The following is a 21,003-nucleotide window of genomic DNA, read 5'->3' on the forward strand; positions in this document are numbered from 1 at the left end:
ACTGAAGAACTTCTTCGCGGCCGACTCCGCGCTTCGTCCCGGCCTCCGGTGCCTGTCATATGGCGAGTATCTGGCGCACGGGCAGGCCCAGCCGGGAGCATACGAGCAGGGCCGTCGACGGGCCGACTCCCACGATCGCGCCCCAAGATCACGGCCCAGGGGCGGCCCAAGCGGTGTCCGGCGGAGGTGCCCTGCGCTTCCCCCCAAGGGGGGATCCGGGCGGCGCGCGTTGGCACTCTAGTTGACGGAGTGCTAAGCGGACCCTAGGGTCTGCATTGGCACTCTCCCTATGAGTGTGCCAACGCGACGGGCAGGTCCGGCACCCGCGACGACGGGCTTACCTGGTCGCCACCTGACAATTACCCCGTGAGATCTCCGAAGGGGGAGGTCGGATCGTGACGACCGCCAGCACCAAGGTTGCCATCAAGCCGCTTGAGGACCGCATCGTGGTCCAGACGCTCGAGGCCGAGCAGACCACGGCCTCGGGCCTGGTCATTCCGGACACGGCGAAGGAGAAGCCCCAGGAGGGCGTCGTCCTGGCCGTGGGCCCCGGCCGCTTCGAGGACGGGCAGCGCCTGCCGCTCGACGTGAAGGTCGGCGATGTCGTCCTGTACAGCAAGTACGGCGGCACCGAGGTGAAGTACAACGGCGAGGAGTACCTCGTCCTCTCGGCGCGCGACGTTCTCGCGATCATCGAGAAGTGACATCGCGGCTCTAGACGTCGTTCTGGGCCGCTGATTCATCGACCCGCCCCGGGCACCCCGACTGGGGCGCCCGGGGCGGCGTCGTTGGCGGCCCGTACATGCAGGCTTGAGGACGAAGGAACAAGAGGACTCACATCCCATGCCCAAGATTCTTCAGTTTGACGAGCACGCCCGCCGTTCGCTGGAGCGCGGCGTCAACGCGCTCGCGGACGCGGTCAAGGTGACGATCGGCCCCAAGGGCCGCAACGTCGTCATCGACAAGAAGTTCGGCGCGCCGACGATCACCAACGACGGTGTGACCATCGCCCGCGAGGTCGAGCTCGACGACCCGTACGAGAACCTCGGCGCCCAGCTCGCGAAGGAGGTGGCGACCAAGACCAACGACATCGCGGGTGACGGTACGACCACCGCGACCGTGCTCGCCCAGGCGCTGGTACGCGAGGGCCTGCGCAACGTCGCCGCCGGTGCCGCGCCGATGGACCTCAAGAAGGGCATCGACGCCGCGGTCAAGGCCGTGTCGGACGAACTGCTCGGCACCGCCCGCGCGATCGACGGCAAGGAGGACATCGCCAACGTCGCCGCGCTGTCCGCGCAGGACCGCCAGATCGGCGAGCTGATCGCCGAGGCCATGGACAAGGTCGGCAAGGACGGTGTCATCACCGTCGAAGAGTCGAACACCATGGGCCTGGAGCTGGAGTTCACCGAGGGCCTCCAGTTCGACAAGGGCTACCTGTCGCCGTACATGGTCACCGACCAGGAGCGCATGGAAGCGGTCCTGGAGGAGCCCTACATCCTCATCAACCAGGGCAAGATCTCGGCGATCGCCGAGCTGCTCCCGATCCTGGAGAAGGTCATCCAGGCGGGCGGCAACAAGCCGCTGCTGATCGTCGCCGAGGACATCGAGGGCGAGGCCCTGTCGACGCTGGTCGTCAACAAGATCCGCGGCACGTTCAACGCCGTCGCGGTCAAGGCCCCGGGCTTCGGCGACCGCCGCAAGGCGATGCTGGAGGACATGGCCATCCTGACCGGCGGCCAGGTCATCGCTCCCGAGGTCGGCCTCAAGCTGGACCAGGCGGGCCTGGAGGTCCTCGGTACGGCGCGCCGCGTCACCATCACCAAGGACGCCACCACGGTCGTCGACGGTGCGGGCGACTCGGCCGCGATCGCGGACCGCGTCCGCCAGATCAAGGCCGAGATCGAGAACACCGACTCCGACTGGGACCGCGAGAAGCTCCAGGAGCGCCTCGCGAAGCTGGCCGGCGGCGTGTGCGTGATCCGCGTGGGTGCGGCCACCGAGGTCGAGCTCAAGGAGAAGAAGCACCGTCTCGAGGACGCGGTCTCCGCGACCCGCGCGGCCATCGAGGAGGGCATCGTCGCGGGCGGCGGCGCCGCTCTCGTGCACGCGGCCTCGGTGCTCGACGACAACCTGGGCCTGACCGGCGACGTCGCCACCGGTGTCTCGGTCGTGCGCCGCGCGACCGTCGAGCCGCTGCGCTGGATCGCGGAGAACGCGGGCCTCGAGGGCTACGTCATCGTCAACAAGGTGCAGGAGCTCGAGGTGGGCCACGGCTTCAACGCCGCGACCGGCGAGTACGGCGACCTGCTCAAGGCCGGCGTCATCGACCCGGTCAAGGTCACCCGCTCCGCGCTGCAGAACGCCGCGTCCATCGCGTCGCTGCTCCTCACGACCGAGTCGCTGGTCGTCGAGAAGCCGGCCGAGCAGGAGGCTGCGCACGGCCACAGCCACGGCGGCCACGGCCACAGCCACTGACACCGTCGGACTCCGACGCAGGGCAGCAGGTAGCAGGTAGCAGGGCAGTACGCGCGCCTCGTACGCGAGCAGCACGTTCGCGCACGAGCCACGCGCGAGTCGAGGGCCCCGGGAACGCCACACGGCGTTCCCGGGGCCCTCGGCCTTTCGGCCTTCTGTGCCGAAGCAGGATCTGGAAGAGTGCGCACTGCACAAGATCTGACATACCGTCAGGCCAGGACAGAGCAGGACAGAGGGAGAACCATGGGGACGTACGCGATCACCGGTGCGGCATCCGGCCTCGGCGCCGCCACCAAGGCCCGCCTGGAGGCGGACGGCCACCGCGTCATCGGCGTCGACCTGCGCGACAGCGACGTCAACGTGGACCTGTCCACTTCCGAGGGCCGCGCCGAGGCGGTCGCGCGCGTCACCGAGCTGGCCGGCGACTCCCTCGACGGCTTCGCGCCCTTCGCGGGCCTCGCGGCGGCCACCGGGCGCCCGGGCTCGCTGATCGTCTCGGTGAACTACTTCGGTGCCGTCGAGGTGCTGGAGGGCCTGCGCCCGCTGCTCGCGAAGGCCGAGAAGCCGGCCGTGGTGATGATCAGCTCCAACTCGACCACGTGCCAGCCGAACTGGGACACCGCGCTGGCGGAACTGTGCCTGGCCGGCGACGAGGCGGGTGCCCGTGAGGCGGCGGACAAGGACATGATGGGGTCGTACCCCGCGTCCAAGGCCGCGCTCGCGTACTACGTGCGCGCCAAGGCGGTTTCGGAGGAGTGGATCGGCGCCGGCATCCGCCTCAACGCGATCGCGCCGGGGCTCATCGAGACGCCGATGACCGCGGCCGGCAAGGTCGACCCGCTGACCGCCGAGGGCATGAAGATGTTCCCGCTGCCGGTCGGACGCGGCGGCAAGCCGGAGGAGATCGCGGCGCTGACCGCGTTCCTGCTGGGCCCGGAGTCGACGTTCTTCGTCGGCTCGGTGGTGTTCTGCGACGGCGGTACGGACGCCCTGCTGCGCGGCAAGGACTGGCCCGCCGTCTGGGAGCTGGACATGTCCGCCTTCGGCATGTGAGCCGCACAGCCGCACACTTCTGACGGCACCCGCTGACGGCACGCCCCTGACGGCACGCCGCTGACGGCACACCCTGACGCGAAGGCGGTGGCCCCGTCCCGATCCCCTCGGGACGGGGCCACCGCCGTTCTCGCGTGGTCGGTCGCCGGCCCTCAGCCGGCGGTGGTCACGTCGGTCCGGTTGAGCATCCGGCGCCGACCGTCCATCTCGACGCGGTCGTCCTCGGTGAGCCCACCCCAGACGCCGTACGGTTCGCGCACCGCGAGCGCATGCTGCGCGCACTGGACGCGGACCGGGCAACGTTGGCACACCTCCTTGGCCGCGGCTTCCCGAGCGACCCTCGCCGCGCCGCGTTCGCCCTCCGGGTGGAAGAACAGCGCGCTGTCCACGCCTCGGCAGGCGGCGGACAGCTGCCAGTCCCACAGGTCGGCGTTCGGGCCGGGGAGCCGGGAGAAATCAGCCATGAGTCGTCCCTCGTGTTCAGGGGCAAATTGCGGGTTCGTGCTGTTCCGCTTGCGTTGCCGCTGGTGATGCCGGTTCTGGTGCCTCTCGCGGTGCCGCTTCTGCTGTCGGCACGGTCACTGGTGCGGATGACTCCGCAAGAGGTGGCCTGACCATGCGATCAAACGATGGTGCGAAAGTGCCACAGAATGATCAGTTCCATGCATATATCGGTCTTATGCGCGAAAACCAGTAAAAAATGTGTGGTCATGACCATCGGGTGCGCCCTGCCACGGGCGGGTGAGGCGGTGTCGCCCGGAATGGTCACCGCGTCGGCGTGCCCTCGGATGGGGTCGGCTCGTTGTGGTAGCGGCGGGCCCCACGGCCCCCGAAGTACCCGCGACCCCAGCCCGTAACCCTTTCGGGTGACGGTCGTTGGTGATGGGTGAGGCGGTCGGCGATTCGAACCCCGCAAGGTGTACGCGCGGGGACAGACTCTGGGACACCGGGTGATCACCGATCGCGTAGGCAACGGAACGTACAGGCGTGGAGGCTCAACGTGACGCGGATCTGCTGCGGAGGCCGGCGATGACGACCGTCCTGGTCTGCGACGATTCCCCGCTGGTGCGGGAGACCCTTCGGCGCGCGGTGGCCACGGTCCCCGGCGTCGAACGGGTGACCACGGCCACGAGCGGCGAGGAGGTGCTGCGCCGTTGGGGCGCCGAGCGCTCCGACCTCGTGCTCATGGACGTGCGCATGCCCGGACTCGGCGGCGTCGAGGCGGTGCGCCGGCTGCTGGCCGGCGACCCCGGTGCCAGGGTGATCATGCTGACGATGGCCGAGGACCTCGACGGCGTCGCACTCGCGGTAGCCGCGGGCGCCCGCGGCTACCTGCACAAGGACGCGTCGCGCGCCGAACTGCGCGCGACCGTCTCCCAGGCGCTCGCCGACCCGACGTGGCGCCTGGCGCCGCGCCGTCTGCGCTCCGCGGACATGGGTGTGGCGCCGACCCTGACGGCACGCGAGATCCAGGTGCTGGAGGGCATGAGCCACGGCCGGAGCAACGCGGAGATCGGGCGCGAGCTGTTCCTGTCCGAGGACACCGTGAAGACCCACGCCCGCAGGCTCTTCAAGAAGCTCGGTGCGTCGGACCGTGCGCACGCGGTCGCGCTCGGCTTCCGCTGGGGCCTCGTGCGGTGATCGGAGTGGTTCCGGGACCCTGCGGAGGACCGTCGCCGACACCTGGGGCGAACCGCAGGGTCCGCGGACCGGCATACTGAATCTCATGGGCGGGATCGCCGAGCGCATGCCGGACAGACCGGACAGGGCCGACAGCCGGGTGGATGACGGCATGCGTGCCGTGGTTGTTCGGGCTGTCCAGGGGGACCTTCAGGCCACCGATGAACTGCTGGCGTACGTGCGCCCTTTGGTGCTCAGATACTGCCGGGCGAGACTCGGCCGGGTGCCGGGGGCGGAGCACGCCGCCGACGACGCGGCGCAGGAAGTGTGCCTTGCGGTGCTGTCGGCGCTGCCGCGGTACCGGGACGAGGGGCGCCCGTTCGAGGCCTTCGTGTTCGGCATCGCCGCACACAAGGTCGTGGACGTGCAGCGGGCCGCGGTACGGGCCGCCGTGCCGACCTGCGACCTGCCCGAGGCGATCGACGACTACCCCGGACCCGAGGACCAGGTCGTCCGCCGCAGTGACGCCGCGCACGCCCGGGCCCTGCTCGGGCGGCTGCCCGACAACCTGCGCGAGCTCCTCGTCCTGCGGGTCGCCGTCGGCCTGTCCGCCGAGGAGACCGGCCGTGCCATGGGGATGTCCCCAGGGGCGGTACGCGTCGCACAGCACCGTGCGTTGTCCCGACTGCGCGCGCTGGCGGAGGAGGAGATGACGGCGTGAACGCGGGGATCCCGGGGATGCGCCAAGTGCGGGTCGGTACACCGACCCCTCGTGCCCTCGCGGACCTCGGACTCCTGCGCCGTGACGACGAACTGGTGGAGACGCTCCGGCTGCGCAACGGGCGGCCGCAGGGCGACCGGCTCGCGCGCCTCTTCCACGCCCTGCTCGCCGAGGTCGACGCCGTCCCCGGGGGGCGGCGGGCGGTGACGGACCGCTGCTGAGGCGGTGCCGAGGCGGTCGACCGGACGCTCCGGGACCGCGCACCGCCGGACCCGAGTAGCATTGGTCCCCATCCCACCGGCACACCACCGGGACGGCCGTACCCGCGTGCGCGGCGGTCGGCCCCGGCGGAGCCGTCGTTTTTCCCGCGGTCCAGGCGGCGGAGGCGCACAGCAGTGCCGGTCGGCTCGATCGGGTCGCTCCAGTCGGTCTTCCCAGTCGATCACTTCCAACCGGAACCGGAAGGTGTCATGAGTCTCACGGCCGACGGCGTACCCGAGAAGTTCGCGATGCTCGGGCTGACCTACGACGACGTCCTCCTGCTGCCGGGTGCGTCCGACGTCGTGCCGAGCGAGGTCGACACCACGTCGCGGGTGACGCGCAACATCAGCGTGCGCATCCCCCTCCTCTCGTCCGCGATGGACACCGTCACCGAGTCGCGCATGGCGATCGCGATGGCCCGCCAGGGCGGCGTCGGCGTGCTGCACCGCAACCTCTCCATCGAGGACCAGGCCAACCAGGTCGACCTGGTGAAGCGCTCCGAGGCCGGCATGGTGATCGATCCGATCACGATCGGTCCGGACGCGTCCCTGCGCGACGCCGACGACCTGTGCGCGCGGTACCGCATCAGCGGCGTCCCGGTCACCGACGAGAACGGCCGCCTGCTCGGCATCGTCACCAACCGCGACCTGCGCTTCGAGGTGGACCACGCGCGCCGGGTCCGCGAGGTCATGACGCCGATGCCGCTGGTCACCGGGCCGGTCGGGATCAGCGGCCAGGACGCGATGGAGCTGCTGCGCCGCCACAAGGTGGAGAAGCTGCCGCTGATCGACGACGGGGGCCGGCTGCGCGGGCTCATCACCGTCAAGGACTTCGTCAAGAGCGAGAAGTACCCGTACGCCACCAAGGACGCCGACGGGCGACTCGTCGTCGGCGCCGCGGTCGGCACCGGCGACGACAGCTTCCGCCGGGTGCAGGCGCTGGTCGAGGCCGGCGTCGACTTCATCGTGGTGGACAGCGCGCACGGCCACTCGCGCGGCGTCCTCGACATGATCGCCAAGGTCAAGGCCAACACCAAGGTCGACGTCGTGGGCGGCAACATCGCCACCCGCGACGGCGCCCAGGCGCTCGTCGACGCGGGCGTGGACGGCGTCAAGGTCGGCGTCGGCCCCGGCTCGATCTGCACCACGCGCGTGGTCGCCGGCGTCGGCGCGCCGCAGGTCACCGCGATCTACGAGGCCGCGCAGGCGTGCGGCCCGGCGGGCGTGCCGGTCATCGGCGACGGCGGCCTCCAGTACTCCGGCGACATCGCGAAGGCCATCGCGGCCGGCGCGGACACCGTGATGCTCGGCAGCCTGCTCGCGGGCTGCGAGGAGAGCCCCGGCGAGCTGATCTTCATCAACGGCAAGCAGTTCAAGAGCTACCGCGGCATGGGCTCGCTGGGTGCGATGCAGTCACGCGGCCAGGCCAAGTCGTTCTCCAAGGACCGCTACTTCCAGGACGACGTGCTGTCCGAGGACAAGCTCGTGCCCGAGGGCATCGAGGGCCAGGTGCCCTACCGCGGCCCGCTGGCGGCCGTCGCGCACCAGCTCATCGGCGGCCTGCGCGCGTCGATGGGGTACGCGGGCGCGCCCACCGTCCCCGACCTCAAGGTGCGCGGCCGGTTCGTCCGGATCACCTCCGCGGGCCTGCGCGAGTCGCACCCGCACGACATCAACATGACCGTCGAGGCGCCGAACTACTCGTCGCGCTGAGCCGGGTTTTCCGTTCGGGGCGGTCGGGAACCGGAGGTTCCGGGCCGCCCCGTACGCTTGTCCGCGGGCAGGTCGTATGACCACCGCATTTCCCCAGATACGACACACCGTTCAGGTACGACACACCGTTCGACGGTCAGACGGCAGGAGAGGCGCAACGTGACTGAGGTCGAGATCGGTCGAGGCAAGCGGGGCCGCCGCGCCTTCCACTTCGACGACGTCGCCATCGTCCCGAGCCGGCGTACGCGCGACCCCGAAGAGGTCTCGATCGCCTGGCAGATCGACGCGTACCGCTTCGAGCTGCCGTTCCTGACCGCGCCGATGGACAGCGTGGTCTCGCCGGAGACGGCGATCGCCGTCGGGCGCATGGGCGGCCTCGGGGTGCTCAACCTCGAAGGCCTGTGGACGCGTTACGAGGACCCGACCCCGCTGCTCGAGGAGATCGGCACCCTCGACGAGGCCACCGCGACCCGCCGGATGCAGGAGATCTACGCCGAGCCGATCAAGGCGGAGCTGATCGGGCAGCGCATCAAGCAGATCCGCGACGCGGGCGTGGTGACGGCCGCGGCGCTGTCGCCGCAGCGGACCGCGCAGCACCACAAGGCGGTCATCGACGCGGGCGTCGACATCTTCGTGATCCGCGGCACCACGGTTTCCGCGGAGCACGTGTCCGGCAGCACCGAGCCGCTCAACCTCAAGCAGTTCATCTACGACCTCGACGTGCCGGTGATCGTCGGCGGCTGCGCGACGTACCAGGGCGCGCTGCACCTCATGCGCACCGGCGCGGCGGGCGTGCTGGTCGGCTTCGGCGGCGGTGCGGCGCACACCACGCGCCGGGTGCTCGGCGTCGCGGTGCCGATGGCGACCGCGGTCGCGGACGTCGCCGAGGCGCGTCGCGACTACCTCGACGAGTCGGGCGGCCGGTACGTGCACGTCATCGCGGACGGCAGCGTCGGCGCCAGCGGCGACATCGCCAAGGCCGTCGCGTGCGGCGCGGACGCCGTCATGATCGGCTCGGCGCTCGCCCGCGCGACCGACGCCCCCGGCCGCGGCCACCACTGGGGTTCGGAGGCCCACCACCCCGAACTGCCGCGCGGCCGCCGCATGGACCTCGGCGCCGTCGGCACGCTGGAGGAGGTGCTGAACGGCCCGTCGCACGTCTCGGACGGCTCCATGAACCTCTTCGGCGCGCTGCGCCGGGCGATGGCGACCACCGGCTACACGGACCTGAAGAAGTTCCAGCAGGTCGAGGTGACGGTTTCGCCGCAGCACTGAAGCGCCGAGTACCGAAGCGCCGAGTACCGACGCGCTGAGCACTGACATTGCGGTGGCACTGACGTCGCCGCAGGCCCCCCGAGTACCCGCTCCCGCCACCCGCGCCCCCGCCTTTGCGGAGGGCCGGTCGGCGGGAGCGCGCGTTTGCGGCACCGGATGCCGGCATTTCTCCACCGCGTCCTGACGATGCGTCAACGGCTTTACGCCGGGCAATAGTTCGAGTGGGCGGGCAGTCTTCCGCTTACCGCCTACCCGCGTGGCGGGGGACGGTACGTTGTGCGCCAGCCGTGGTGCCTTGAGGGGGAGACCGTGAGCAGACCGTCCGTGGACCCGTCCGGTTCGCCGCGCGACCTCCCGTTGTGGCATCGGGTGGTCTGGACGCTGGTGCCCGTCGTGACCATCGGGTTCGGCGCGTGGCTGCCGTTCGCGTACTGGGCCTACCGGCAGCCCCGCGGCTCGGCCGACCACCGGTGGTGGCTCGGTTTCGCGGTCGCGTCGGCGGTGGAGCTGGTGCTCGTGTTCACGCGTCCGGACGACGGCCTGGTCAGCCAACTCGTGGGCGCGTACGTGCTGCTCCTCATCCTGGCGGCGACCGTCGCGACGTGGCTCAAGTCGGCGCCCGGGCGGGCGTAGGCGCGAGGAACGGCGGCCCCGAGGAACGGCGCTGCGAGAAGCAGCGGTGCATGTACGGCGGTCCGGGGCAGCCGCCGCGGGTCAGCCGGCCCGGGTGTCCCGGAACTGTTCGACGGCGACGTCGAGCAGGTCCTCGTACTGGGACCAGTCGTCCGTCTCGGGACCGACCACCCACAGGTTGTAGCTGTTGTCGCCGCTCCGCCATCGGATGTCCCGGACCGCGCGCGGGCCGTCCGGCGCCCGGTACCGGTAGTCCCACACGGCGGCGCTGTCTCCCGGGTCGCTCCGGCGGGAGAGCGTCAGTTGCTCATAGCCGGGGTAGGACGGCGAGGCCTTGGTCTCGGTCGCGGAGGCCGACTGCTCGGCGAAGGGGTCCGCGGTGTCGCCGCGGAGCGCGCGTACGACGATGAGGTAGCGGCCGTCGGGCGACTTGTACGCGATGTCTCCCGAGTCGTCCCGGCCGAGCCGCCAGTTCGCCGGGACCGCGACCTCGATGCCCTCGGTGTCGGTCTGCCGCTTGAAGCCCTCGGGGACGGCCGGCCGCGAATCGGGGACCGGTGCGGGCGACGTCCGGGACGACGGGGGTGCCGAAGGTGCCGAGCCGGAGCTCGTTCCGGGCGCCGTCGGGGTGGGCGGGCCCTGGGACTTCGCGCCCTCGTCGTCACCGTCGGCCAGCATCAGGCCGGCGGCTGTGCCGCCGCCGGCGAGGACCGCTCCGACGGCCACCGCGAGGATGACGCGCCGGACTCGGCCCGGTCGCGGCGGCGCGGGGTCCCGGGGCGCGGTGGTGCCGGCGCCCGGCAGGGTGCCGTTGCCGGGCGGTGTGCCGGGGTCGGGCGGCGGACCGCCGGTGACCGTGGGGAGTACGTCGGGCCGGGGCGCGGCGGGCGTCCCGGTGGCCGCAATCGGGTCGGCACTCGGTTCGACGGCGTCCGGGACTTCGCGTGTGCCGCCCGACGGAGCCGTACCCGCTGTACCCGCCGTACCCGCGGTACGCCCCGCGATCGCGGCGAGCCGCGGCGCCAACTCGGCGGCGGTGGGTCGGTGCCGCGGGTCCTTGGCGAGCAACGCGTCGATCACGTCGGTGAGTTCGCCCGCCCTGCGCGGCGGTGCGTGCGGGTCGTTGACGATCGCGGTGATGGTCGCCCAGTCGTTCGGGCGGCGGAACGGGCTGTAGCCCTCGACGGCGACGTACAGCAGGACGCCGAGCGACCACAGGTCGGACGCGGGCGTCGGGCGGCGGCCTTCCGTGCGCTCGGGCGCTATGTACTCGATCGTGCCGACGAAGGAGCCGGTTCCGGTGACCGTGGCGGTGCCCTCGACGGCGGCGATGCCGAAGTCGACGAGGACGGCGGCGCCGTCGGGGCGGATCAGGACGTTCGCGGGCTTGACGTCGCGGTGCAGGACGCCCGCGTCGTGTGCGGCGGTCAGCGCTTCGAGGATGTCGGCCGCGACGCCGGCGGCGTCGTGCGGCGTGAGCGTGCCCTCCGCGAGCAGCGAGGTGAGCGGCTGTCCGGGGACCAGCTCCATGACGATCCACGGGAACGGCTCGTCGTCGACGATCTGGTGCACGGTCGCCACGTGCGGGTTGCGGAGGCGGGCGAGGGCCTGCGCCTCGCGCAGGACGCGGGCGTGCAGAAGGGCGATCTGGTCGGCGGGGGCGTCCTCGCGGACGCGGACCTCCTTGATGGCCACCTCGCGGTGCAGCGTGGTGTCCACGGCGCGCCAGACCGTGCCCATGGCGCCCCTGCCGAGGCGTTCGACGAGTTCGAAACGGCCGTCGCCGACGCGCCGGCTGTTCGCCGCGTCCCCGTTCATGCACCACTCTCCGGAAATGTTCGTGACTGCGCAGAGGGCCACCTTGCCAGGCGGGACGCGGTCCGGGGCAGGAGGGCGGTCCGCCGCGTCTAGCCCTCCGCGGTCTCCGCCAGGTACGCGGACGCCAAGTACCGTGCCACTCCGTCCGCGTCGCTCGGACCGGTCACATCCGTGGCGAGGGCCAGTACGTCGGGGTGCGCGCCGGACGGCACGATCCGCCTGTCCTGGGGCGCGGTCGCGACTGCGAACATCGACAGGTCGTTGAGGTGGTCCCCGCACACCACCAGCGGCCCGGTGTGCCCCAGGCGCTCGCGCAAGCCGCGTACCGCCGTGCCCTTGTCGGCGGTGGGCGCGGTCACGCTGAACTCCGTCCACCCCGGGCAGTAGTCGTTCCTGATCGCCAGCACCGCGGCCCGGTCCCCGCATGCCGCGGCGATCAGCTTGCCGACCCGTTCGGCGTCGTCGTGCGGCGCGGCCAGGCGTACCAGCACCACCTGGGCGGACCTCGCCAGCGCCCGGAAGTCCGGGCAGTACCGCAGCCGCGGGTCGCCGAGCGCGGCCTTCTCGTCGTGGAACCACCGCACGCTGTCGTTGCCGAGTTCCCCGAAGTCCACGTGGTCGGCCGTACCGTCCCAACTCGTCAGCGTCGGCTCGATGCCCGAGACCGCCAGCGCGTCGACGAGTGCGACGGTCACCTCACGGTCGAGCGTATGGTTGACGAAGTGCTCCCCGGTAACCGCGTCGGAGATGTAGCTCCCACCCAACTCCACGACCGGAAGCGGAAGTTCGACACCCGCGAGCAGGGCGCGGATCGACGGCATCCCGCGTGCGGTCGCGATGGTCAGCGCCACCCCTGCGGCGGCCAGGCGGTTGAGGGTGCGCCGCGTGTAGGCCGAGGCGGTCGCGTCGGGCCGCAGCAGCGTCCCGTCGAGGTCGCACACGATCAGCGGGCGCCTGCCGAGGGGCTCGCCGGGTTGCCCGGGCCACCCCGGTTCCGGGGAGCCGGGCGTTCCTGCCGGGGTTGCCGCGGCGGTCACGGGTCCTCGCTCTCGGTGGCGGTGCTCTCGCCGGCCGTCGTCCGACGGTACTGCGCGGCTCACGGGAAGTTCACCCGACCGGGGTATAGAGGACCGCGGGTACGGGCGCCCGCGGCACGGGCGGGGCGCACCTGCGGTGCCGCCTCCGCGCGGCAAAGGCGCGCGCGGGTGATGATCGGGGACATGCATCGGGGACGTGCCCAGTGGCACGGCACGCGCCCGGCGGGTGCGCACGACGACGAACGGGAGCGGGTGACGACGCGTTGAGGACGACGGCGTTGGGGTTGCGGGCGCGCGAGGACGCGCTGTACCGGATGTCCGAGGCGGAACTGGACGTCGTCGTGGTCGGCGGGGGCGTGGTCGGCGCGGGGACCGCCCTCGACGCCGTCACGCGCGGCCTGAGTGTGGGCCTGGTGGAGGCGCGCGACTGGGCCTCGGGCACCTCCAGCCGCTCCAGCAAGCTCATCCACGGCGGCCTGCGCTATCTGGAGATGCTGGACTTCGCGCTGGTGCGCGAGGCCCTGCGCGAGCGCGGCCTCATGGTCCAGCGCCTCGCGCCGCACCTGGTCCGCCCGGTGCCGTTCCTGTACCCGCTGCAACACCACGCGTGGGAACGGGCGTACGTCGGCTCGGGCGTCGCGCTCTACGACACGATGGGCATGTCCTCCGGCCACACCCGCGGGCTGCCGGGCCACCGCCACCTCTCCCGCCGACGCGCGCTGCGCCTGGCCCCCGCGCTGCGCAAGGACGCCCTCGTCGGCGCCGTGCAGTACTACGACGCCCAGGTGGACGACGCGCGGCACACCATGACGCTGGTGCGCACCGCCGCCGGCTACGGCGCGCATGTCGCCTCCCGCGCGACGGTGACCGGCTTCCTGCGCGAGGGCGAGCGCGTGGTCGGCGTGCACGTGCGGGACGTCGAGCAGGGCCGCACGTACGACATCCGTGCCCGGCAGGTGGTCAACGCGACCGGCGTGTGGACCGACGAGACGCAGGCGATGGTCGGCGAGCGCGGGCAGTTCCACGTGCGCGCGTCCAAGGGCATCCATCTGGTCGTGCCCAAGGACCGCATCCACTCCTCGACCGGCCTGATCCTGCGCACCGAGAAGTCCGTGCTGTTCGTGATCCCGTGGGGCCGGCACTGGATCATCGGCACCACCGACACCGACTGGGACCTCGACAAGTCGCACCCCGCGGCGAGCCGCACCGACATCGAATACCTGCTGGAGCGCGTCAACGCGGTGCTCGCCGTGCCGCTCAGCCGCGAGGACGTCGAGGGCGTGTACGCGGGCCTGCGCCCCCTGCTGCGCGGCGAGTCGGACGCGACCAGCCAGCTGTCACGCGAGCACACCGTGGCCCATCCGGTCCCGGGGCTGGTGGTCGTTGCGGGCGGCAAGTACACGACGTACCGCGTGATGGCCGCCGACGCGGTCGATGCGGCCGTGCACGGCCTGGACCGCAAGGTGGCGGCCAGTTGCACGGAGACGGTGCCGTTGGCCGGGGCCGAGGGGTACCACGCGCTGTGGAACGCGCGTACCGCGATCGCCGCGCGCAGCGGGCTGCACGTGGCACGGGTCGAGCACCTCCTGAACCGGTACGGGTCGCTCGTCGACGAGGTGCTGGCCATCGTCGACGGCGACGCGGCGCTCGGCCAGCCGCTCGACGGCGCCGACGACTACCTGCGCGCCGAGGTCGTGTACGCCTGCACCCACGAGGGCGCGCTGCACCTGGACGACGTGCTGGACCGCCGCACGCGGATCTCGATCGAGACGTTCGACCGCGGCGTGCGCGTCGCCGAGGAGTGCGCGCGCCTGATGGCCCCCGCGCTGGGCTGGACGGAGGAGCAGGTGCGCCGCGAGGTGGACTACTACCTCAAGCGCGTCGAGGCCGAGCGCGAGTCGCAGGAGCAGCCGGACGACCGTACGGCCGACGCGGTGCGGATGGGCGCGGAGGAAGTCGTGCCGCTGGCCTGACGGCGCCGCACGCCCGGCGGTGCCCTCGTGCCGCGTCGATCGGGCTGTGTTGATCGGGCTGTGTCGGCCGGCTGTGCCGTTCTCGCCACGCCGACGGGCCATGCCGATCGGCGGTGCCGCTCGGGCGGTGCCGACCTGACGAACTGTCAGGGGTTTTGGTGGGAATTGCGGGTGGGAGCAGCCCGCCAACCGCCCGCGGGGGTGGTTGACTGGAAGAGCCGCGCAAACCACCACAGGAGACGCGCATGACCGACCCCGAGTCCGACGGGCGCGTGCTCGCGGGCCGGTACCGGCTGCGGGAACGCCTCGGACGCGGCGGCATGGGCACGGTGTGGAGTGCGCTCGACGAGGTCCTCGACCGGCACGTCGCGGTCAAGGAACTCAGGGTCCCGGCCCACGTCGACGACGACGAGCGCGGCACGCTGTGCGCCCGCATGCTGCGCGAGGCGCGCGCCGCGGCGCGCATCGACCACCCCAACGTCGTCACGATCTTCGACGTCGTCGAGGAGGACGGCCGCCCCTGGATCGTCATGGAGCTGGTCCGCGGCCTCTCGCTCGCCCAGGAGATCGAGAAGGACGGCCCGCTGCCGCCCGGCCAGGTCGCCGAGATGGGCCTGCGCCTGCTGTCCGCGCTCGACGCCGCCCACGAGGCCGGCGTGCTGCACCGCGACGTCAAGCCCGCCAACGTGCTGCTGGCCCGCAACGGACGCGTGGTGCTCACCGACTTCGGCGTCGCCTCGGTCGAGGACAGCGCCACCCTCACCCAGGTCGGCGCCCTGGTCGGCTCGCCCGAGTACCTGGCTCCCGAGCAGGTGGACGGGCAGATGCCGGGACCGCCGGCCGACCTGTGGTCGCTTGGCGTGACGCTGTACGAGGCGGTCGAGGGCCGGCCCGCGTACCGCCGCGCCACGCACGCCGCCACGCTGGCCGCGGTCGCCACGGCGCGCTTTCCCGACCTGGACCACGCCGGGGTGCTGATGCCCGCGCTGCGGTCCGTCCTCGTGCAGGACCCCACCGCCCGCGCCGCGTCGCCGCTGCTGCGCGAACGCCTGATCGAGGCGGCGGAGGCGGCTCCCGCGGCGTCATCCACCGGGGCGTCCGGCGGAGCGCGCACGTTTCCGGGGCGGGCCCGGCACCCCGCCGCGCGGCGCCACGCGCTGCACCCGGGTACGGCCGGGCGCGACGCGTCGTCGAACGGCGGCGGTACGGGCGTACGGCACTCGGTCACCGACCCGGCGGCCCGGCGCGGTCATGCCACCGGGCGTACCGGCCGGGGGAGCGCACTCGGGACGGGCACCGCCGCCGGGGCCGGGAGCAGTACCGACACCGGCACCGCGCCGGGGACCGGCACGGGCACGGGCACCGGGACCGGCGTGGGCGCAGGGGCCGGGACGGGCAAGGGGACCCGTACGGGCGCCACCGCCGGGAGCGGACCCGCCGCCGACGCGGCGCACGACGGAGCGCGTGCCGACGTCACCCAGACCAACATGCGGGTCCAACGCACCCGCACCGGCGAGACCGTCCCGGCCGCCGACGTCGACGACCCCGGCACCGGCACCGAGGCGCCGGAACGCAAGCCGGGGCGACGGGCCCGGGCCCGCGCCCGTCGCGGCGGCGGCTTCCGCGCCCGCTACCGCCGCTGGCCGCGCTGGTGGATCCGGCACTGGGCCACGGTCCTGGTCATCGTCGCGATCGTCAGCGCCGCCATGGCGAAGTGGCTGGCCAATTACGGCACATGGGCCGGGATGTACACCATCTCGCTGCTCGCGGCCGTCCTCGGCGTGTGGCTCGTCCTGCCGCACCGAAGGTTGTCCAGATCGGTCCCGGCCGCGATGCTCGCCGGCGTCATCGGCGGCGGCGCGCTGCAACTGCTCGACATCGAACCGGACCTGGTCTGGGTGCTCGCCCTGGTCGGGGGCTGCCTGGTGCTCGGCCCGCTGATCGACGGGGCGGTGCTGCGGCGGCTGCGCACCGGATCGGGGCTCGGGTTCGCGCTGCCCGTCCCGGAGGGCTGGAGCTGCACGCCGACCGAGGCCGGCCTGTCGGTCTACGACCCGGACCGCCTGATCTCGGTGACCGTCACCGTCGACCGCGGCATCGTCATGCCGCCCGAGGAGTCGGTGCTGCACCGCGAGCACGGCACGCTCGCCTCGCGCGACTACCGCGACAGCGAGGGCTATCGGCGCGTCGAGCTGGCCTCGATGGACTACCGGGGCCACGACGCCGCCGAGTGGGAGTACGTGTGGCGCGGCCCCGAAGGCGCGTCCTTCCACGGCAAGGACCTGGTCGTCCGGACCGCCGACGGCGTGCGCTACTGGATGACCGTGCGCTGCCGCGAGGAACTGTGGCCGACGGCCGGCGCCTACTTCGAGCACGCCAAGGACAATCTCTCGATCGTGCGCTGACCGCTTGGTGCCCGTTGCCGCCCGGTTGCCGCCCGGATGCCGTCCTGTTCCCGCACAGTTGTGCGGCGCTTGTGTGACTGATGTGAGTACGGTGGCCGCCGGGGACGGTCACGAGCGGGGCAGGAATCGGCATGACGGGTGGTCCGACCGGCGACCGGACGGTCGCGGGACGCTACCGGCCGGCGGAGATGCTGGGCCGGGGCGGCATGGGGACGGTGTGGCGCGCGTACGACACGGTGCTGGATCGGGTCGTGGCGATGAAGGAACTGCGCGTACCCGACGATCTCGACGACGAGGAGCGCGCCCGGCGCTCGGCCCGCGCCATGCGGGAGGTCAGGGCCGCGGCACTCGTCTCGCACCCCAACGTGGTCGGCGTCCACGACGTCGTCGAGGACGACGGCCGCCCGTGGATCATCATGGAACTGGTCGTCGGCCGCACCCTCGCGGACGACCTCGACGAGGGCCGCCTCCCGGCACGCGACGCCGCCCGCATCACCCGGCAGCTCCTCGAAGCGCTCCGGGCCGTGCACGCCGCCTCGGTCGTGCACCGCGACGTCAAGCCCGGCAACGTGCTCCTGTCGCACGACGGCCGCGCGGTCCTCACCGACTTCGGCATCGCGACGCTCGTCGGGACGACGACGATCACCGCGACGGGCACGACCATCGGCACGTTGGAGTACATGGCGCCGGAGCGCGCGCAGGGGCTCCGCCCAGGGCCGGCCTCCGACCTGTGGTCCCTCGGCGCGACCATGTACGAGATGCTCGAAGGCCGCTCGCCCTTCCGCCGCAACGGTGAATTCGCCACGCTGCAGGCGGTGTTGGACGGGACGTTCGACCCGCCCCGGCACGCGGGGCCGCTCGTCGGCGTGCTGGCCGGGCTGCTGGAGCCCGATCCGGACCGGCGCCTGACGGCGGACGGCGCCTTGCGCATGCTCGCGGAGGCGGGGTTCGGCGGGCCGGACGGCTGCCCCGAAGCCGCTCCCGCCGAACGGGTCGACGAGGACGCCGACCTGCCCGGGCCGTCCGGCATGCCTCCGGAAGAAGCGGTCACGGCTTCGGCCGTCGAACAGACCGACTGGTACGCCTCCCCGAACGGCGACCGTGGCCGACCCGCCCCCGTGGGTGGCCCGCCCCCGGTACCCGCCGTACCGCCGCGGGTGGGGGCGCAAGTGGGGGCCCGGGGCACGGCACGGCGTACCCGGCTGATGGTGTCGGCGCTGGCCCTGCTGCTGATCGCGGCGGCGGCCGGCACCGGCGTCAAGCTCGTCGGTGACAGTTGGAACGACGGCTCGGACGAGGGCCGGGGCGCATCGTCGGCCGCGTCGGGCAGAGCCGGCGACCCGGCCGACGGCGACCCGGACGGCCTGGTGGATTCCGCGCCCAAGGCGGGCGGCGGCCAGGGCCCGGCGGATCCCGTGAGTACGCCGCCCGCCACCCCGCCCGGCGGCACCGGCTCGGTCACGCGCCCCGGGTACCACCGGGTGGCCGACCCGGGGTTCAGCGTCCTGGTGCCGGACGGCTGGTCCGGCCCGCATACGGACGGCGACCGGGTGTTCTACCGGTCGCCTGGCAACGTCACGCGGCTCGGCCTGCGCCTCGACCCGGTGGACACCTCCGGCGACCCGTGCGCCGACCTCGCCGCCCAGGACGCGGGCGGCACCGGTTCGTCGGCGACCGCGGCGTACCCCGGCTACGTGCGCATGCAGCTCGCCGTGAGCACCCACAACGGCATGCCCGGCTGCCTCTGGGAGTTCACCTGGAACGACTCGGGTACGCCGCGCCGGTCGGTGAACCTCCGCTACACCGACGGCGTCCGCATGTACGACTTCTGGGTCTCCGGCCCCGTCAGCGCGACGGTGATCGTGCGCGGCGTGTTCGACGCGGCGAAGTCCAGCTTCACACCAACCAGTTGACCTCAGATCCTCTGTGCCGGTTCCGTCACGGGCGGGTCCGGATCCGGTTGCGCGCGTCTTGAACGGGGAGGTGTCTCCGTACGTTGTCGTTCGGGGGGACGACGGCTCCACGGTCCGATGGGGAGGGACCCGTGACGGAGGCGAGCGGCGGAACAGCAGGCCGCGTGGTGAACGGTAGGTACCGGCTCGGCGAGTCGCTGGGCCGCGGGGGCATGGGCACGGTGTGGCGGGCGGCCGACGAACTGCTGCGCCGCGACGTGGCCGTCAAGGAGGTGCGGATCCCGGACGACCTCGACGAGGGGGAGCAGGAGGTCCGGCGCGAGCGGGCGATGCGTGAGGCCCGGGCCGCGGCCCGGGTCGTGCACCCGAACGTGGTGACGATCTACGACGTCGTCGAGGACGGCGGCCGGCCGTGGATCGTCATGGAACTCGTGCGGGCGAAGGCGCTCGACGACGTCATCGCGCAGGAGGGACGCCTCGGCGCGGCCGAGGCCGCGGAGATCGGTCTCAAGGTGCTGGCCGCACTGCGGGCCGCGCGCGCGGCCGACGTCCTGCACCGCGACGTCAAGCCGAGCAACATCCTGATCGCCGAGGGCGGCCGCGTCGTCCTGACCGACTTCGGCATTGCGACCGTGCTCGGCTCCGCGACGCTGACGGCGACCGGCATGCTCATCGGCTCGCCGGAATACCTGGCCCCGGAACGGGTGCTGGGCCGCAGCCCCGGACCGGCGTCCGACCTGTGGTCGCTCGGCGTGACGCTGTACCAGGCGCTGGAGGGCCGTTCGCCGTTCCAGCGCGGATCGGCGATCGAGACGCTGACCGCGGTGCTCCAGGACGAGCCGGAGCCGATGGCGTACGCGGGGCCGCTCGCGCCCGCGATCGAGGCCCTGCTCCGCAAGGAACCGGGCGACCGGCCCGACGAAGAGGCCACCGAACTCCTGCTCGGCGCCGCGCTGAAGGGGAAGCAGCACGGTGCCGGGCAGGCCCCAACGGCGGCGGCGTCCGGGGCGGCGGTGGGTTCGCTCACCGCGTCCGCGATGCAGCCGCCGATCCCGGCGCCGCCGACCGGTCCGGTCGGTTCGGACACGCAGGGGACGGTCGAGGATCCCTACGGGCCGCACGGCCCGACCGTGGGTCCGGGACAGGCCGGGTACCGGCACGGACCGGAGGCGCGCGGCGCGGCGTACGGCGCCGCCGCGGGTGCCGGTGCGGGCGCTGCGGCCGGCTACGCCGCCTCCCGCGAGTCCGGCGGCTGGGCCGACTGGCCGCCGGGGAGCGTGCACGGGCAGGCGGAGGAGTCGCGTACCGGCGGTGCGGGGCACCCGCGTTCGCCGGACACCCCGGCGCCGTTCGCGATCGGCGGGTTCCACGGGACCGGCGAAGGCGGCGGTACCGGAAGCGGGTTCGGCGGCATGCCGACCGGCCCGGGCAGCGGCACCGGCCACGGCTCCGGAGGTCTCGGGCCGAGCGGGACGCGGCCGGAGCCGCTGGGCGGGGCGTACCCGCCGCGGCGCCGGCCGAAGGGCCTGTACGCGGTGCTCGCGGGCCTGGTCGCGGCCGCGGTCGCCACCGCGTTCTGGGTGATACCCGCGGCGTTCGGCGACCAGAAGGACAAGCCGCCCGGCAACCCGGGGGTGACGGACAGCGGTCCCGCGGGCGGGGCGGGGGTGGGGCTGTCGCCGTCGGCACCGGAGACGACACAGGCGCCGACCGCGACCGCACCGACCGATGGGGACACCGGCACGGACTCGGACACGCCGGAGTACACGGCGCCGACGACCAAGCGCACCACGCGCCCGCCGACGACGACGCGGCCGCCGACGACCACGACGACCCGTCCGACCACGACCACCACCAGGCCGACGACCACGAAGCCGACCACGACGAGCCCGACCACGCACCGACCGACCGACGAACCCACGCCGACGGGAGCGGCCCAGGGCGGAGGCAACTGACGCCGGGGCGTCGGCGGCGCCGTGCCGGGGTGTCGGCGGCGCCGCGCCCTGCCGTTGGCCGGGCCGCGCGGCTCCGTTGGCGGGGCTTTGTCAGGTGATGGGCGGGTGCCTGCCGCTGCCGTGCGCGGCCGCACCGGCGGTCCGTCCGTGCC

16 protein-coding genes are annotated in these 21,003 nt (G+C 72.9%); 13 read left to right on the forward strand and 3 right to left on the reverse strand.

Going from position 1 to position 21,003, the window contains the following annotated elements:
• Positions 1–395: 395 nt before the first annotated feature.
• The 3 genes from groES (at position 396) to AB0C36_RS18310 (ending at position 3,528) form a co-directional block, all read left to right on the forward strand.
• Positions 396–704: a co-chaperone GroES gene (gene groES / locus AB0C36_RS18300; protein WP_235054761.1), complete on the forward strand. Its 309-nt coding sequence runs from the start codon at positions 396–398 to the stop codon at positions 702–704.
• Between the two features lie 139 nt (positions 705–843).
• Positions 844–2,475 (forward strand): chaperonin GroEL, encoded by a 1,632-nt coding sequence (groL, locus tag AB0C36_RS18305; RefSeq protein ID WP_358355219.1) that lies wholly within the window; start codon positions 844–846, stop codon positions 2,473–2,475.
• Positions 2,476–2,718: 243 nt separating this feature from the next.
• Positions 2,719–3,528 carry an SDR family oxidoreductase gene (locus tag AB0C36_RS18310; protein WP_358355221.1) on the forward strand — a complete coding sequence of 270 codons (810 nt, stop codon included), beginning with the start codon at positions 2,719–2,721 and terminating at the stop codon, positions 3,526–3,528.
• 152 nt (positions 3,529–3,680) lie between these two features.
• Here AB0C36_RS18310 and AB0C36_RS18315 read toward each other — a convergent pair whose 3' ends face one another.
• The gene (locus tag AB0C36_RS18315; protein WP_281468958.1) at positions 3,681–3,992 is read right to left on the reverse strand and encodes a WhiB family transcriptional regulator; all 312 of its coding nucleotides are present in this window, start codon (positions 3,990–3,992) and stop codon (positions 3,681–3,683) included.
• Positions 3,993–4,557: 565 nt separating this feature from the next.
• Here AB0C36_RS18315 and AB0C36_RS18320 point away from each other — a divergent pair.
• The 6 genes from AB0C36_RS18320 to AB0C36_RS18345 all read left to right on the forward strand — a co-directional run bounded on the left by AB0C36_RS18320 (position 4,558) and on the right by AB0C36_RS18345 (position 9,750).
• Entirely contained in the window at positions 4,558–5,169 is a 612-nt protein-coding gene (locus tag AB0C36_RS18320) for a response regulator transcription factor (RefSeq protein WP_235054757.1), read from the forward strand.
• A 106-nt stretch (positions 5,170–5,275) separates the two neighbouring features.
• Positions 5,276–5,869, forward strand: coding sequence for an RNA polymerase sigma factor ShbA (gene shbA / locus AB0C36_RS18325; RefSeq protein WP_358355273.1), 594 nt, complete (start codon positions 5,276–5,278; stop codon positions 5,867–5,869).
• Positions 5,866–6,090 (forward strand): hypothetical protein, encoded by a 225-nt coding sequence (locus tag AB0C36_RS18330; RefSeq protein WP_358355224.1) that lies wholly within the window; start codon positions 5,866–5,868, stop codon positions 6,088–6,090. Before shbA ends, AB0C36_RS18330 begins: the two co-directional genes overlap by 4 nt.
• Positions 6,091–6,339: 249 nt before the next feature.
• Positions 6,340–7,842 carry an IMP dehydrogenase gene (guaB, locus tag AB0C36_RS18335; protein WP_358355226.1) on the forward strand — a complete coding sequence of 501 codons (1,503 nt, stop codon included), beginning with the start codon at positions 6,340–6,342 and terminating at the stop codon, positions 7,840–7,842.
• 159 nt (positions 7,843–8,001) lie between these two features.
• Positions 8,002–9,117 carry a GuaB3 family IMP dehydrogenase-related protein gene (locus tag AB0C36_RS18340; protein ID WP_358355228.1) on the forward strand — a complete coding sequence of 372 codons (1,116 nt, stop codon included), beginning with the start codon at positions 8,002–8,004 and terminating at the stop codon, positions 9,115–9,117.
• A 309-nt stretch (positions 9,118–9,426) separates the two neighbouring features.
• A complete protein-coding gene (locus AB0C36_RS18345) occupies positions 9,427–9,750 on the forward strand; it encodes a hypothetical protein (RefSeq protein WP_358355230.1) in 324 nt (107 codons plus the stop codon).
• Between the two features lie 81 nt (positions 9,751–9,831).
• Here the strand turns inward: AB0C36_RS18345 and AB0C36_RS18350 are convergent, their stop codons facing one another.
• Entirely contained in the window at positions 9,832–11,568 is a 1,737-nt protein-coding gene (locus AB0C36_RS18350) for a serine/threonine-protein kinase (RefSeq protein ID WP_358355232.1), read from the reverse strand.
• A gap of 89 nt (positions 11,569–11,657) precedes the next feature.
• Positions 11,658–12,605 carry an HAD family hydrolase gene (locus tag AB0C36_RS18355; RefSeq protein ID WP_358355234.1) on the reverse strand — a complete coding sequence of 316 codons (948 nt, stop codon included), beginning with the start codon at positions 12,603–12,605 and terminating at the stop codon, positions 11,658–11,660.
• 263 nt (positions 12,606–12,868) lie between these two features.
• Here AB0C36_RS18355 and AB0C36_RS18360 point away from each other — a divergent pair, with 263 nt between their 5' ends.
• The 4 genes from AB0C36_RS18360 to AB0C36_RS18375 all read left to right on the forward strand — a co-directional run bounded on the left by AB0C36_RS18360 (position 12,869) and on the right by AB0C36_RS18375 (position 20,851).
• Positions 12,869–14,578, forward strand: coding sequence for a glycerol-3-phosphate dehydrogenase/oxidase (locus tag AB0C36_RS18360; RefSeq protein ID WP_358355236.1), 1,710 nt, complete (start codon positions 12,869–12,871; stop codon positions 14,576–14,578).
• A 245-nt stretch (positions 14,579–14,823) separates the two neighbouring features.
• Positions 14,824–16,983 carry a serine/threonine-protein kinase gene (locus AB0C36_RS18365; protein ID WP_358355238.1) on the forward strand — a complete coding sequence of 720 codons (2,160 nt, stop codon included), beginning with the start codon at positions 14,824–14,826 and terminating at the stop codon, positions 16,981–16,983.
• 131 nt (positions 16,984–17,114) lie between these two features.
• Positions 17,115–18,896: a serine/threonine-protein kinase gene (locus AB0C36_RS18370; protein WP_358355240.1), complete on the forward strand. Its 1,782-nt coding sequence runs from the start codon at positions 17,115–17,117 to the stop codon at positions 18,894–18,896.
• A gap of 131 nt (positions 18,897–19,027) precedes the next feature.
• The gene (locus AB0C36_RS18375; protein ID WP_358355242.1) at positions 19,028–20,851 is read left to right on the forward strand and encodes a serine/threonine-protein kinase; all 1,824 of its coding nucleotides are present in this window, start codon (positions 19,028–19,030) and stop codon (positions 20,849–20,851) included.
• Positions 20,852–21,003: the final 152 nt, after the last annotated feature.

Origin of the sequence: Streptodolium elevatio (assembly GCF_040649515.1) — a bacterium.
Classification (GTDB): Bacteria; Actinomycetota; Actinomycetes; order Streptomycetales; family Streptomycetaceae; genus Yinghuangia; species Yinghuangia elevatio.

Excerpts from the sequence above, each read along its gene's own strand:
- groL (WP_358355219.1), top strand. The coding sequence starts at position 844 with ATGCCCAAGATTCTTCAGTTTGACGAGCACGCCCGCCGTTCGCTGGAG.
- AB0C36_RS18310 (WP_358355221.1), top strand. The coding sequence starts at position 2,719 with ATGGGGACGTACGCGATCACCGGTGCGGCATCCGGCCTCGGCGCCGCC.
- AB0C36_RS18315 (WP_281468958.1), bottom strand. The coding sequence starts at position 3,992 with ATGGCTGATTTCTCCCGGCTCCCCGGCCCGAACGCCGACCTGTGGGAC.
- AB0C36_RS18320 (WP_235054757.1), top strand. The coding sequence starts at position 4,558 with ATGACGACCGTCCTGGTCTGCGACGATTCCCCGCTGGTGCGGGAGACC.
- shbA (WP_358355273.1), top strand. The coding sequence starts at position 5,276 with ATGCCGGACAGACCGGACAGGGCCGACAGCCGGGTGGATGACGGCATG.
- guaB (WP_358355226.1), top strand. The coding sequence starts at position 6,340 with ATGAGTCTCACGGCCGACGGCGTACCCGAGAAGTTCGCGATGCTCGGG.
- AB0C36_RS18350 (WP_358355232.1), bottom strand. The coding sequence starts at position 11,568 with ATGAACGGGGACGCGGCGAACAGCCGGCGCGTCGGCGACGGCCGTTTC.
- AB0C36_RS18365 (WP_358355238.1), top strand. The coding sequence starts at position 14,824 with ATGACCGACCCCGAGTCCGACGGGCGCGTGCTCGCGGGCCGGTACCGG.
- AB0C36_RS18370 (WP_358355240.1), top strand. The coding sequence starts at position 17,115 with ATGACGGGTGGTCCGACCGGCGACCGGACGGTCGCGGGACGCTACCGG.